The following is a 13571-nucleotide window of genomic DNA, read 5'->3' as shown; positions in this document are numbered from 1 at the left end:
AGTGAGACGTCGTGAAAGAGCTGGTACAGGACCGTTTGAGCAAGATGGACGATTTAGAGCAGAGACGTTTACTGAAAAATATGATGGCGGGGGTATTTATGAACCTCGTCGAATATCAGGAAGAAATGACCCGCCAGCTAGAACGGCGGGTATTTGAGGAAATTGAGAATACGGAAGAAAAGATTGATGTGTACGTGTCATTGACATCGCGTGAGGACTATGACCCAATTCATGAATTTTTATATCCTGTGTTACCGTCTGATACGGAGGAAAAACAGATGGACATCAGCCGTGTAGCAGAGGTGGTACGCGAAGGCGGTGCGATGCCGTTGTTTACGCTTTTTCTTGAGATGGAGACCGAACGAATCTCAGCACTGGTGCGCAGCAAACGAATTTTCTCAGGAATGTTGGTCACGGAAACCGGCAATTATCCGATTCGTTTTCGTCTGGAGCATAACCGTTCTTATATTTTGGAAATTGAGCAGTTATATCACACGTTTATGCAAAATGGTATGCCGTGGAAAACAATTAATCATCCGTACGCTTATAAGTTTGTGGACTGTGTATTGATTGGTGGAGACGGCGAGCCGGCCGCCCATGAAGAAATTCATGAAATTACAATTTCATTGGAGGAATTCGACGTTTTTAAGAAGGGCGACGTTTTTCCGCTTTGGAACATTGAAAGGCTATCTCTAAAGAACAGCGGTTTTCCTATACCCGCTATGGATCGTGTGAACTATGAGCATGTGCTGCCTTTGCGAAAAACAGGTCCTGAGCATGGTTATTTGATTGACGGGACTGAAGGCGATATCCGGTATATCAAGCGTACAGAAGAGGAACTGACGATTGTCACACCACGTGATAAGTCTGGCGAATGGAATGTGTTGAAGGTTACGAAGCCTGTTACAACGAGACTTAGTCGTCAGACTTATCCGTTATTGTCTAATCGGCGACAGGACAGCTTTTTGGGCCGCTATGCAGGGAAACAGGCCGTGATTGTCCGTGCCAAGGCGGAAATCATGCGCATCGTAAACTCGTTTGAAGCAGCGCAGGGGCTGGAGCTGGAACGTGTGGACATCTGGGGAGGTGCAGGGAGAAATGATGTAAGCAACCTTGTAACCAAAACCCAGACGTATCCGTTAAATCCGTTTGTCAGCGATAACGTACGGACAGAGGAAGGCAAGCAGATCATGCGTTTGGGGTTCAGACGTGGTTCTGACGATGTTTCGCCAACCGCGCCTGCTTATATTTTATCCGATTTAATGAGCTTTCTGGTATCGGAAGTGCAGATGTATTTTCCGGAGTACAAGTGTGAAGGAGAATGGGTGTGAATTACGTCTGGGATTTGCTCATGCGCGCGAGGGAACAGGGGCTGGATGTAGATAAATTCCGCTTCGTACCCGCTGTCAGCTACTCTCCGTATATGGAGCTTAGTCTGGCAGAGTTGAATACTTCCCATTTGGAGCAGGTAGTGGAAATCAATCCGTACTACCGCTTTTATTCTATTTTTCGGGATCTGTTTCCACCGGATGCTGAAGAGTATCTGGAGCTGAGAGAATCGCTATTTGATATTATGATGCATTTTCTGGCGGAAATGGACTTGTATCAAGGGATGAATCGGCGGGAGTACCATATCCGGTTTGTTCGGCGTGATATTGCAGAGGGCATTTTTGGCCTGAAGGTAAAGGAAGGCTTTGGACAATTAAACCGTGAGGATCAGGACGCGATTGCTGAAGGACTGCTGCGCCTGTATGAGACGGGAGAAGCCGTACATCTGCTAAAAGAAACGATGCGGCGCGTCTTTCATCGCTCAATCATTTACACCAATTGTGAGGAAAAAGACGAATTACTCATCTATATCGGCCAAGAGGAGACGCCATTGTCACGGATTAAAGTGGATTTGATTCTGGATTTGTTTCTTCCGGCACGTTTTACGACGGAATTGTATTGGACAAGTCATTTCGGCATTTTAGAGGAAGATCCTACGATGAAAATAGACGCTATCGCCCTCTATTAAGGCTAAATGGCTAAGAAAGGACATGTGAACGATGAACGGACCCTATACATACAGGTTGCTAGACCCGCTCACCGATCGAAAAAGCATACGCTTCACGGCGAAATACACGCGGGCGGAATTGGAGCAAATGACGACCTTTCAGTTACGCGGAATATGCGATAAGGAACGACTGGTCGAGGGCTTTGCCAATCGCCTGGCACGTGAAGAATTGATTCGCGTGATTTTGCGATTTCGGAGTGCGGAAGAGCATTTACTCATCACAAGGCCGAATCCTGGTGGTTTTGAACGCATGGAATCGGCACTACAGCGAAACTGGAACGACCGTCGGCAGGAGAGTAGCGGTATCCGGGTTCCCGCTAAAATCACACTGTATCAGGGTGTACGCACAGGTCGCATGGACAACTACCGGATTGAATCCGATTTGCCTTGGCTGAGCTCATCTAATGTGCTGCTGGTGAATGCGACAGGAGAACTGTGCGGTGTTTTGAATTTAGTGAAGGATGAGGGACGCACAGGCGTATATTATCTTTCTCGTCATCGTGATGCTGAACTGCGAGAGACGCCCAATCATAGTTATAGCCTATTATTTCTGCGAAGACAGGAATCAGAATATTTTTATAACCTCTACTATGGAGATAAGCCAATGCTGCCGCTGAAGCTTCAAGGTCACCGGATTCCGGTGGCAGAGTTGATCATTCGGGGTACGGAAACAACAGATGCGGTACTTGCGATTGATTTTGGCACCTCGAACACCACAGCAGGTGCTTATTTGGATAGTTCCTACGTTACGGCTCCTGATACAGGTATGAGCAGCACGGTAAGGCTGAACGCCATCAATTATGTGTCATTCCCCGGCCCAGAAGGGGCAGAAGGCGACTGGATCGAAGTATTGCCGACTGCTATTCGCGTCGCAGACTGCTCCAATCCAGAACATATCCTTTATGTATTTGGGGAGGATGCACTACGTGGATCTGACGTGGCAGGCAGCCGTGCGACAGTATTGCGAGGGATCAAGCGGTGGGTCAACGATTATAAGCGAATCGAGGAATTAATGGATTCCGAGGGGAATACAGCAACCGCTTCCCGCAGTGATATTTTAGCTGCTTTTATCCGTTATGTGATTGCTACAGCCGAGCAGCAATTTAAGTGTCGGTTCCGCAACCTGCACTTTTCTGCTCCGGTTAAGCTGCAGCCCCAGTTTATAGAGATGTTTAGTGATATTTTGCCTGATTACCAGATTGAAGCGGAGGATGCGCTGGACGAAGGGCTGGCTGTGCTGTACAACACGCTGGCAGACCAGATGGAACGAGGGACTTTTGCGGACGGTGAGGAGTATCAGGCACTTGTCATTGATTGTGGCGGAGGCACGACAGATTTGTCTTCCTGCCGATTCCGAATTGAGGACGGACGTATTGCTTACAAGCTGGATATTCACACAACGTATGAAAATGGGGATACCAATTTTGGTGGAAACAATCTGACGTATCGGATTATGCAGTTTATGAAAATTGTATTTGCAGGTTATTATGCTGCCGAGACTCGTTTGCCTGACACCGATATTGATGCCCTGATCGGCATTCCTTCAGGAGATTTGTACCGTCATGTGGATGAGTTTGGTGTAGATGCTGTATATGCGGGACTGGAGGAGCGCTACCGAGAGGCAGAGGCCATCTTGCCTACCGCGTTCAAACAGTATGAGCATGCTACACGGGATGAATATCAGCGGGTACTGAGTAATTTTCATCTATTGTGGAGCGCGGCAGAAAATATGAAAAAGGAATTTTTTCTACGTACGGGGATCTTGCGCAGCCGCTTCGAATCCGAGCAGGTATTATCTGCTGAAAGCGACCTGAACATTGCAGTGATGGATCGTTGGCTAGTATCAGTCATCGAGAACGGACGGTTTCGTGATGAATATGGGTTGCCTGATGTGGTGTTTAACATTCGGGAGATACAGCAGCTTCTTAAGGCAGACATCTACAATATTGTGCGCAAGTTTCTGGATGAGTTTTATCTGGAGGGGCGCTTGCAGGATTATTCGATTATCAAGCTAACCGGGCAGTCCTGCCGGATTGACGTATTTCGCGAAGCACTCAAGGAATTTGTACCAGGGCGCAGTATTGAGTTTCGTCAAAAGGCAGAGGACCTCAGGCGGGTACCTGAGTTGAAAATGGCCTGTCTGCGCGGGGCTATCCGTTACCTGAACGCTAAAAAAATGGGCACGATTGAGCCTGTCATTACCAATCATATTCCGGCTATTCCATACACGGTCAGCGCATGGACACATACGGGACGCGAGAAAGAGCTGATTGCGAGTTTGGAAAGCAACCGGGTACGCGGTTCTATTTCCCGGCCGTCTCATGCGGCTGAGGTAGAGTTCTTCCTGACGGCCGACGGCGGCAAGCTGCGTCAGCGTCATGTGTACCGTAGTCGGCCAGAAGCTTTTGAACCCATGCCGTATGAGAAAATTGCCGTGCTGTACGGGCGGGATATCCCGCAGGATGATACGGACTCCATCCGTAATGGGGAAACGAAATATTTTGTTTTTGTCGGGGATAGCCGCTGGGGCTTTTATGTAGTCCCGATTACCCGCCGAGATGAATTGCTGCATCTGGGACCCAAACACTTTTTTGCTTTCGAAAATGATCTCTCCGAGCTGGATTTCTTTGACGGCACGAAATAGTAAATTAAGAATTTCGCAAAATGCTGAAATCAGAAAAGTACACAACACTTGGAGGGGATAACGTGCTGTATGCAGGTTTTTGGAAACGAACTTTGGCTTATATCATCGATAGCCTTATTCTATGGTTTGTATTTTTAATAATTGGATTGATCTGGCTTGTGATTCGGACCTTAGGGGATTGGGTACCGTCTCCGGCAGAAAGCTCTTTGCTCTCAGATAGATCGACTTATATTTTTACAATGAAAACAATAGGACAGACCTTGCTGAATTGGGGAGCTATATGGCTATATTATGCGCTTATGGAATCGTCCAAATGCAAAGCAACGGTGGGCAAGCTGGCTCTCGGTATCGTTGTGGTAGATGAGTTTAACCATAAGCTCAGCTTTGGACGTGCAAGTGCACGCTACTGGAGTAAGCTTCTATCAGTCATCATTTTGTTCGTCGGTTTTATTATGGCAGCCTTTACGGCGAGAAAACAGGCCCTCCACGATCTGATTGCCCGTACCTATGTTGTGGACAAACGTGAGCTGAATTATATCCTTCGTGAGCAAGCTCAACGCGGAGCCGGGATGTAAAGGTGGATTTTAAACAGGGGGAACTGTAGGATGTACGCTGGTTTTTGGAAAAGATTTTTAGCCCATTTGCTAGATTATACTATTTTATTTGTGACTATTCGTTTGATTGATACGTTGCCGTTTGTGACGATAGGGTTTGTCTCTGCGTTCGTAAAAATGCCGAATTTTTTGGAGTTTGTTTCACACTTAGACGATGTGTCGGTGAGAATTTTGGGAGCTATTATTATTTTTGGCCCTCTTTTATTGGATTGGCTTTACCACACCATCATGGAATCATCAAAATGCAGAGGAACGGTCGGCAAGCTGGCTACGGGGATTGTCGTTGTGGATGAAAATAATGAAAAAATATCTTTCGGACGGGCCAACGCCCGCTACTGGGGTAAGATCATTAGCTTGGTCACTATATTTGTCGGTTACATCATGGTGGCCTTCACAGCGAAGAAGCAGGCGCTGCATGACAAAATCGCTTGTTCCTATGTGGTAAACAAAAAATGGCTCAATTACTCGGAGTATATAAAGCTTAACTCACAGATTCCAGAGGTGACTGTTCCGGCTCCTGCGCCCGGCGTAAATCGGTTGTCCGTTCCCTTGAATAAAGAAGAGCAGTAATGACGTCGCAGAGCGAAGAGAGGAGGAAACCACATGTTAACCCATATCGTGCCGAAGTTTGAGAAGGGCCGTATTCTAAAAACCGAGATGCTGGAGAACCTGCGAGACTACCCACGCAGTTTTCTGGATATCCGGTATCAGGATTTTTCGGATGGTATTATCACCGGAATGAACGTAACTGTCGGGGAGAACACGCTGACCATTGGTAGAGGCATCGTGAAGCACAAGGATAGACTATACCTGCTGGAGCAGGAGCAGGAAGTGCCGTATGCGGCCACGGGGCGGCTATCGGTGTTGAAGTTGCTCTTTTTGGAACAAACAGATCGCCCGGATTTCACAGCCCATCATGCAGATATCGTGCTGGAGGATGAGGCAGAGATCGGTCTGGATAAGATGGAGCTGGGCCGATTCAAGCTCAAAGATGGAGCCGTGCTTCGCTCGGATTATCAGGATTTTGCCGACATGGCAACCGAATTCAATACATGGAGTGATATTCATGCTCCTTTTGCGGGTTTGAAGCAGAGTACATTGCGCCCAGAGACGATGCGCTACTTCGCATCCGAGCTGCTTAAAAGTGGTGCAACAGATCCGATGGATTGTATGTTTGCGCTCATATGCCTGAACTCAGAAGCCGTAGACAGAGTTTCCATTCAGCATTACATTGCAAACCGAAATGGTGCGGAATACAGAGATTATTCTCATGCTCAGTTGCATAGACAGCTAGTTCTTATTCTAGAAGGCGCCGGACGTGGAAAACGAACAGCAGGCCGTTGGCAGGGCGGCGGCGCCGGACGGATGATTGTGGATTAGAAAATCAGGTAGAGGAGTGTGCATTATGAAATATGAGGATGAAAAGATTTTGGATCAGCTCCGCGAGATGGAGAAGCTGAAGAGGCCTAACGATATTTTAGCAGGACCCATAATCATTGACGGTCAATCCTATGTGTTTGAAGAGCGATCTTTCTTTAAAGATCGGCTGAAAATGCATGTGCCCTCTATCTTTAGTCCAATGCCCAAGCATTTGCAAAAGATTAAATATCCTCATGAGCAACGTCCAGAAATGATTTTGACGAATGATTTGGGCAGTGTGGATGTTACCCTGAATCGGGTGGACCAGACGCTACAAGATGAATGGGTGGAACAGCTCACTTCTGGCATGAAGGCAATGATGAAAAATATGAATCCTGCCCATGTATTTTATGAAGAAAAAATACAAGAGGTACATGGTAAGCAGATTGGCTATTTTGACTTTAAAAGTCCTGCGCTGGACCAGCCCATCTACCACAATATGTTCTACTTTGAGCTGGAAGGAAAGACGGTCATGGGAACATTTTGTTGTCCGTATAAGCAGTATGCTGAATGGCGGGATGTCGCCCTGCAGATGATTCGTACCATTCAAACGGTTGACGAGGCAGAAAAGGAGGGATATGAATGAGTAACCCCATTTACACCACAGCAGATGTTCAGGTGGCCCCTTATCAGTTTCAGCGTGTATTAAGTATCCATCTCATTAAACAGTTAAACGAACATGTGAGCTTCTGCATACGTGGAATTGTTTCGGAGGACAAGCTGGATCAATACGTAGAAAAAGCAGATGAAGATGAGCACATCGAAGTCTTCTTAAAAAGTGAAGGCAAGGAGATCCGGTTTTTTCAGGGAATCGTCACGAATATTGCTGTAAAAGCTGTAAACGGAGTACGCGAGCTTACGATTGAGGCTAGCAGTGAAACCTTAATGATGGACATTCGCCCCAAACGTCGTTCATTCCAAAAAACAGCGGAATCATATAACAATCTATTTTCGCATGTTACAAGTTCATATACTGATGCAGAAGTGATTGATGAGGCTTCTCATGGCGCAGCTATCGGTGAATTATTAGTGCAATACAATGAAACAGACTGGGCTTTTGTCAAAAGAATTGCATCTCGGCTGCATGCTGCTTTAATTCCAATTACGATGCAACAAGGACTGAAATATGTGATTGGTGTCCCCCATTCTAGTGCCCCTCAACCGCTGAATGAACATAACTATTCCATAAAAAAAGACTTGAAGGAGCACAAGCTCATGTCCCGTAACGGACTGCCGGAATATGGCGAGTCTAACAGTTTGAGCTATGAAGTGACCAGCAACAAAGTGCTAGAGCTCGGTAGCTCTGTCATTTTTCATAAAAGAACGCTTTACATAGCTAGGGCGGAGACGACCACAGAAGGAAATCTGATTGTTAATCGTTACATTTTACGGGATGCACATGGGTTAAAATGCTCAACCGTCTATGCCTATGATCTGTCAGGAGCCTCTCTGTTTGGCAAGGTGATTGATATTTCCAAAGAAAAAGTGAAAATCAAGCTGGAAATTGATCAAGGCTCGACTGCATCCGGGGCTATGTGGTTTCCCTATTCTACGGTTTATTCTTCTCCTGATGGCAGCGGCTGGTATGTTATGCCGGAAGCAGGGGATCAAATTCGTCTGTACTTTCCGGATGAACGGGAGCAGCATGCTTTTGCCGCCAGTTCTGTCGATCTTGCCTCCTCTGATCCCGTTAAAAGAAGTGATCCTGCGGTCAAAAGTATCAGCACCAAGTACGGCAAACAAGTCGTTTTCAAGCCTGGTGCAGTAGAAATTATCAACAGTGGGCAAATGCTCATGCGCCTCACGGATGAAGGCGGGATCGAAATTAACAGTAACAAAAAAATAACCCTGTCTGCTCAGGAGGATATCCAAATTACAGGTGGAGCGAAAATTATTATGGAGGGGAAAGAAGGCGTGAGTTTTATTCAATCCGGAGCCAAACTCGACATCATGGACGATGTAAGATTAACCGGGGGTAAGGTGAACATTGAATGAAGCTCATGGATCGGGATGCTGCGTTGCAGGATTTGCTGGAAAAGCACGTATTCACGGAATGGATACATGATTTGGCTCTTATTGAAAACAACTTTCTGACGCGCCAGCAAGCCATTGAAGACGAGCTTATAGTAGCTTTAGAGTCGCTATGCCAGCTCGCTACCCTTCAGCATGAGCAAGGTCGTAAGGGGGATATTCGATATATTTATATCTCCTTACTCAGAACTCGTGTTATGAAAAATAAAGCGGTTTATCGTATAGATGCCTATGATGAAAATTGGTTTCTGGATGAGACTGAATGCGCTGTGGAATGGTCGGCAGACTTTGTTTTCGAGCCTCTGTTCAATCGCATGACTAAGCTGGAACAGCTTAAATCAGATTATGCCCGTAAGATCACAACGATGGATATTGAACAAATTCAACAAATTGAGGCGGTTAAATATCATCTGCTCACTGTTGAGTTCTTGAAAAGCCAGATGCCAGTTTTTATCGCTTCCCCTTCGTTAGAAAGGATGCCAAAAGCAAATGCATGCACGATATTTGCTGGAGAATATCGAGATGATAGCGAAATATTGTGCCGTTTTACGCGTAGTGAGAGAGCTGAGATACGAGAGGGGGAAACTTCATGGATTATTTCCTCTTAAAGCAGGATGTGCGGTATACCCATGTTCCTACGTTACAAAAGGTGATGGAAACGATTGATCCGTGGAAGCTGTATGATTTGCAGCCGGAGGATATTGTCAAACCATTGATGTTTCACGTGAAGGCAGATGCAGAAAGTATTTTTATTGATTATCTAGAAGGTCCCATTCCTCTTATTTCAGATGCTTTAAAGCGTCTTGTCCAGGCCTATGTGCCGGAGATGCCTATGAAATTAACGATACTTACTCAGATCGAACAGAGGATACAGAAGAATTACTATATTCCTTTTATGGAGCGGCTTGCAGCAGTACATCCAGAAAGCGAATGGAATTTGGATCAAAGTGTGCTTCGAAAGCTGGTATTACGTGCAGATGCTATTCGGGGCCACAAGATATTTACAATCCAGGAGAGTGCTACCTCGATGATCATTGTCCGTTTAGACGTGGCGGAAAGTATATTGCGGCGTGATTATACCGGGATCGCTTTGGAGCAAGTCCAGGTGAAATAGGGAGGGAAATGGAACATGTCAGATAATGAGTATTATGTCGTACGGGGGGCCTGTATGCGTTGCACTTGCGGGACGCATCCTCGAAAGATCAATTTGCCGAACAGCCACGGGGCTTTTGTTAATGGTAAACCCATGATGAATGAAGGAGATTATTCTCCTGAAAATGTCCCTCATTTTGGAATTTGTAACAGTCCGGAACAGCCGAGTGCCGAGACTATATATCTGATCGCCGAAGATGGCTCCACAATCTCAGGAAAGCCATGCCTGCCGATGCTGACGGATAAGTGGAAAAACACAAAAGAACAGACAAAGGTGGAAGGCCAGCCAGCCTTGACGACCTCTTCATTTCAGACTTGTTTATATCATGGATTTATCGAATTTCATACGAATGGCCAGCAGGAGGAGTAGCTGGAAGGGAGGTTTGAAAACATGATAGGATATGATCAGATTCGAATAAATTCCCCCTACCCCATTCAGGTCTTAAAGGATGTTCAGATCGAGTGGAAGCCGGGTGAGCATGGGCGTATTACACTCACAGGCATTTGTAAGGAGTCGAGTCATGCCACGGCTGCGCTAGATGCGACCTCAGAGGATCAGCTACATGTGTATGCGCAGAATGGACATGAGGAAATCAGCTTATTTAAGGGTGTTGTCCATATGGTGGAAGTTGAGAACCATAATGGAGTATATACACTTACCCTAGAAGGAATCAGTGGCTCATTTGAGCTGGATATTGTCAAAAGAAAGCGGTCTTTTCCTGAGGAAAAACAAACATATAAACAGTTAGTGAATAAGCTTGCTCAAGGCTATGAGCGAAGTGATGTCTTGTTCCAGACCGGAGAGCAGTCGGTAGGCGAAGCCATTTTACAATATGATGAAACCGACTGGGAGCTTATGAAACGGATGGCGAGCCGTTTACATACAGTGGTGGTCAGCGACATATGGGAGTCCGCCGCGCCGAAGTTGTATTTCGGCATGCCAGCTGGCACCCAGCGAACGATTCGGAAGGATACGCCTTATACGGCAAGTAAAGATTTAAAGGGCTATCAGCGGGCAGGCGGAACGTCAGCCGGGCTACATGATACCGACTTTTTCAAATACGAGATCGAAAGCGGAGAACGGTATGCTCTTGGAGACGAGGTGCAATTTCGCCAGAAATCAATGATTGTAACTGAATTGCGAAGCCGCATGGAAAAGGGGCATTTGCTATTTAGTTATGTGTTGGCCCGCGCGGAGGGCATTCGCAGCGATTTCATCCCCAATCCCAAAACAATCGGAATTTCTCTGGAAGGAGAGGTTCTGGCGGTACGGGGAGAGGAAGTGAAGCTACGGCTGGCGATTGATAAGGATGATGGAGTATCCGAGCCGCATTGGTACCCGTTCGCTCCCCCTACAGGAAGTGCGATGTACAGTATGCCGAAGGTGGGGACACAGGCAAGTCTGTATTTTCCAGATGCGTCTGGTTCCAGAGCAATGATTTTGGGTGCGGTTCGTACAAATGGAGACGGTTGCGCGAAAACGAGTAATCCCAATGATCGATATTTTGGTACGGAGCATGGAAGTGAGCTGAAAATGGCACCGGGTCGCATCCATATCATGGGTGATCCGGGTGGGACATTGCAGATGAGTCTGGACGATGCTACTGGGATTGAAATAACTAGTCCCAAGAAGTTATCGTTAGAAGCAGAGCAGGAAATCATTCTGAATACGCCGAAGAAAATCATTATTGACGGAACCAGTCAGGTCATGGCGTATCAGACGGGAGGAAGCACGGGGCTTTCGGTAGAAAACGAATACCACGTGTTGGGAGTGAACGTCTGGGCTGACGGTAGCGACCGAACTGCATACCCGCCGTTTGATGATGAACCGAAGGAAGGCGAGCCACCTCCACCGCCGCCACCCCCTGAACCGTTTAACTGGGGCAAGCTGGGGATGAATATTTTGGGCGGTTTGGCGGTTGTGGCAGCTGTAGCCGTGGTGGCGGCCATTACGGTAGCGACGCTTGGAGCGGGTACGGTGGTCATTGCGGCGGTAGCCGGAGGAGCACTGCTTGCAGGCGGCTTGGGCGTAGCGAGTTTGGCGGCATCGGATATCGCCCGAGGGGAAGTGAGCGACTTTAGTGACTATGCCCTGACCGGCTTAAAAGAAGCGGGGATCGGGGCAGTATCTGGAGCGATCTTTGGTCCACTCGGTGTAGGAGGAACGTTGCTAAGAAAAGCAGCGATCGGCGGTGTAACAAATGCCGCGGAAAATTTGGCGAGTCAGGTGCTAAGTGGTGAAAAGATCAACTGGGGCTCAGTAGCAAAAGACGCAGGACTGGGCTTTGTCACCGTGGGCGTACTGGATTCCAAAGTAGGCAAGGCCATCGGCGGATTCGCGGAAAAGGTAAGCAGCAAAGTTACACCGCAATGGATTAGCAAAGGTGTAGATGCGGTCGGGGCAGGCTTTGGTAAAGCTGTAACCAAACTGGAGCAGACCGGCAGTAAACTGGGTCAGAAGTTCAATGAGCAACTAAGTAAAATGGCAGACGGCCTCAACCCCGGTAAGTTGGCCACAGCCAACGGAGCGCCAGTTCCGCACGTTAATAAGATGGACAGCGGACCACTCCCACAGACGGATGTGCAGAAGAATTACAACAAGGTCATGAAGGAAATGGAAGAGAACTCGGCGAAAAAGGTTGAGGGGCCAGTAGGAAGTAAAGATATAGAAGAAGCTAAACAAGCTGCAAGAGAAAAATTGAATAAGGAACTGAAAGAATTAGATTCTGGGAAGTATATTGATCCGGTAACAAATGAACCTTATCAACCTCATGTTATTACCGCCGCTACTGACGTTAAGAGCAAAGAAATTTATATAGGTTATAATGGTGTCGGGAAAGATACTAGGACAGGAATTGAGAGGTATAATCCTTCTGCATCTAATGAATTAGACCCTCGACTTGCAGAGTTAGTGAAGAAAACTAAGCAAGCTGCAAGAGAACAAAAGGGAAAAGAGAGTTTCGAAAAGTGGGAAGTTGAAAACTGTGCAGAAATACAGGCAGTTAATCAAGCATTAAAAAATGGAGCTGAAATAGAAGATATTCTGCTCAATACCATTTCATTCGAGACTGGTAAATTTAAAAAAATGTGTAAAAATTGCAAGGAAACATTCAAGGACTTTATGGTTGATAAATGGTAATTTAAATATTAAATAAACTGAGTGAGGTTAACATATGAATTTTTCACAAAGAACTATTGATATTTTAAAGGATGCTGGTTGGTATCCCGAAAGAAAAGTAGAGATCAGCTCAACAATAAACTTTTTAGAAAAAAAGGGATTTGAAGTATTTGATCTTGCTAAAGAGACATTTGAACATTTCGGAGGACTAGAGTATTCAGTGCCTAGTGACGAATCAGATGACTTTCAGATAGGTCCTGAATTTTTAAGGGAAGGAATCGAAAGGAAACACTATAGCAGGTATGAAACGATAATTGGAGAAGAGCTAGTTGTGATCGGATTGGCATATGACGATAATGCAACTATGTTTATGTCTAAGACTGGGAAAGTATACGGTATCATGGACGATTATTATATTTGGAAATTTGGCAATAATATATATGAAGCTATGAATAATTTATGTGAGAGTAAAGAGCTAAAGGTAATTAGTGAGGAATAAAGCTAAGTATTTAACAAAGTCAACTAAGCAACAAATAA

At 46.1% G+C, this 13571-nt stretch carries 13 protein-coding genes; all 13 read left to right on the top strand.

The window, feature by feature from the left end; translation table 11 throughout:
* Positions 1–11: 11 nt before the first annotated feature.
* Positions 12–1331 (top strand): hypothetical protein, encoded by a 1320-nt coding sequence (locus ACWGXJ_RS18370; RefSeq protein ID WP_039272928.1) that lies wholly within the window; start codon positions 12–14, stop codon positions 1329–1331.
* Entirely contained in the window at positions 1328–2017 is a 690-nt protein-coding gene (locus ACWGXJ_RS18365; protein WP_235308896.1) for an iron-dependent peroxidase, read from the top strand. The genes ACWGXJ_RS18370 and ACWGXJ_RS18365 overlap by 4 nt, the downstream gene beginning before the upstream one ends.
* A 31-nt stretch (positions 2018–2048) precedes the next feature.
* Positions 2049–4700: a molecular chaperone gene (locus ACWGXJ_RS18360; RefSeq protein ID WP_452567353.1), complete on the top strand. Its 2652-nt coding sequence runs from the start codon at positions 2049–2051 to the stop codon at positions 4698–4700.
* Positions 4701–4762: 62 nt separating this feature from the next.
* Positions 4763–5275 (top strand): RDD family protein, encoded by a 513-nt coding sequence (locus ACWGXJ_RS18355; RefSeq protein ID WP_452567928.1) that lies wholly within the window; start codon positions 4763–4765, stop codon positions 5273–5275.
* 30 nt (positions 5276–5305) lie between these two features.
* Positions 5306–5884: an RDD family protein gene (locus ACWGXJ_RS18350; RefSeq protein ID WP_103049364.1), complete on the top strand. Its 579-nt coding sequence runs from the start codon at positions 5306–5308 to the stop codon at positions 5882–5884.
* A gap of 33 nt (positions 5885–5917) precedes the next feature.
* The gene (locus tag ACWGXJ_RS18345) at positions 5918–6694 is read left to right on the top strand and encodes a DNA and RNA helicase (RefSeq protein WP_452567352.1); all 777 of its coding nucleotides are present in this window, start codon (positions 5918–5920) and stop codon (positions 6692–6694) included.
* Between the two features lie 25 nt (positions 6695–6719).
* Positions 6720–7319, top strand: coding sequence for a hypothetical protein (locus ACWGXJ_RS18340; protein ID WP_254328720.1), 600 nt, complete (start codon positions 6720–6722; stop codon positions 7317–7319).
* Positions 7316–8728, top strand: a complete 1413-nt coding sequence (locus ACWGXJ_RS18335; protein WP_254328721.1) for a phage tail protein — start codon at positions 7316–7318, stop codon at positions 8726–8728. The genes ACWGXJ_RS18340 and ACWGXJ_RS18335 overlap by 4 nt, the downstream gene beginning before the upstream one ends.
* Positions 8725–9372, top strand: a complete 648-nt coding sequence (locus tag ACWGXJ_RS18330; protein ID WP_452567351.1) for a hypothetical protein — start codon at positions 8725–8727, stop codon at positions 9370–9372. Before ACWGXJ_RS18335 ends, ACWGXJ_RS18330 begins: the two co-directional genes overlap by 4 nt.
* The gene (locus ACWGXJ_RS18325; RefSeq protein WP_452567350.1) at positions 9354–9878 is read left to right on the top strand and encodes a hypothetical protein; all 525 of its coding nucleotides are present in this window, start codon (positions 9354–9356) and stop codon (positions 9876–9878) included. Before ACWGXJ_RS18330 ends, ACWGXJ_RS18325 begins: the two co-directional genes overlap by 19 nt.
* Before the next feature lie 15 nt (positions 9879–9893).
* Complete coding sequence (locus ACWGXJ_RS18320; RefSeq protein ID WP_023989844.1) at positions 9894–10286, top strand: DUF4280 domain-containing protein; 393 nt, start codon at positions 9894–9896, stop codon at positions 10284–10286.
* A 21-nt stretch (positions 10287–10307) separates the two neighbouring features.
* A complete protein-coding gene (locus tag ACWGXJ_RS18315) occupies positions 10308–13055 on the top strand; it encodes a hypothetical protein (RefSeq protein ID WP_452567349.1) in 2748 nt (915 codons plus the stop codon).
* A 34-nt stretch (positions 13056–13089) separates the two neighbouring features.
* Complete coding sequence (locus ACWGXJ_RS18310) at positions 13090–13533, top strand: SUKH-3 domain-containing protein (protein WP_452567348.1); 444 nt, start codon at positions 13090–13092, stop codon at positions 13531–13533.
* Positions 13534–13571: the final 38 nt, after the last annotated feature.

It is taken from the genome of Paenibacillus sp. S33 (assembly GCF_053615415.1).
The sequence above is the reverse complement of the archived record's forward strand: the minus strand, read 5'-3'. Positions and strand labels throughout refer to the sequence as shown.

Bases quoted from the DNA above. Each gene is read 5' to 3' on its own strand.
- ACWGXJ_RS18360 (WP_452567353.1), top strand. From the start codon at position 2,049: ATGAACGGACCCTATACATACAGGTTGCTAGACCCGCTCACCGATCGA.
- ACWGXJ_RS18350 (WP_103049364.1), top strand. From the start codon at position 5,306: ATGTACGCTGGTTTTTGGAAAAGATTTTTAGCCCATTTGCTAGATTAT.
- ACWGXJ_RS18345 (WP_452567352.1), top strand. From the start codon at position 5,918: ATGTTAACCCATATCGTGCCGAAGTTTGAGAAGGGCCGTATTCTAAAA.
- ACWGXJ_RS18340 (WP_254328720.1), top strand. From the start codon at position 6,720: ATGAAATATGAGGATGAAAAGATTTTGGATCAGCTCCGCGAGATGGAG.
- ACWGXJ_RS18335 (WP_254328721.1), top strand. From the start codon at position 7,316: ATGAGTAACCCCATTTACACCACAGCAGATGTTCAGGTGGCCCCTTAT.
- ACWGXJ_RS18330 (WP_452567351.1), top strand. From the start codon at position 8,725: ATGAAGCTCATGGATCGGGATGCTGCGTTGCAGGATTTGCTGGAAAAG.
- ACWGXJ_RS18325 (WP_452567350.1), top strand. From the start codon at position 9,354: ATGGATTATTTCCTCTTAAAGCAGGATGTGCGGTATACCCATGTTCCT.
- ACWGXJ_RS18320 (WP_023989844.1), top strand. From the start codon at position 9,894: ATGTCAGATAATGAGTATTATGTCGTACGGGGGGCCTGTATGCGTTGC.
- ACWGXJ_RS18315 (WP_452567349.1), top strand. From the start codon at position 10,308: ATGATAGGATATGATCAGATTCGAATAAATTCCCCCTACCCCATTCAG.
- ACWGXJ_RS18310 (WP_452567348.1), top strand. From the start codon at position 13,090: ATGAATTTTTCACAAAGAACTATTGATATTTTAAAGGATGCTGGTTGG.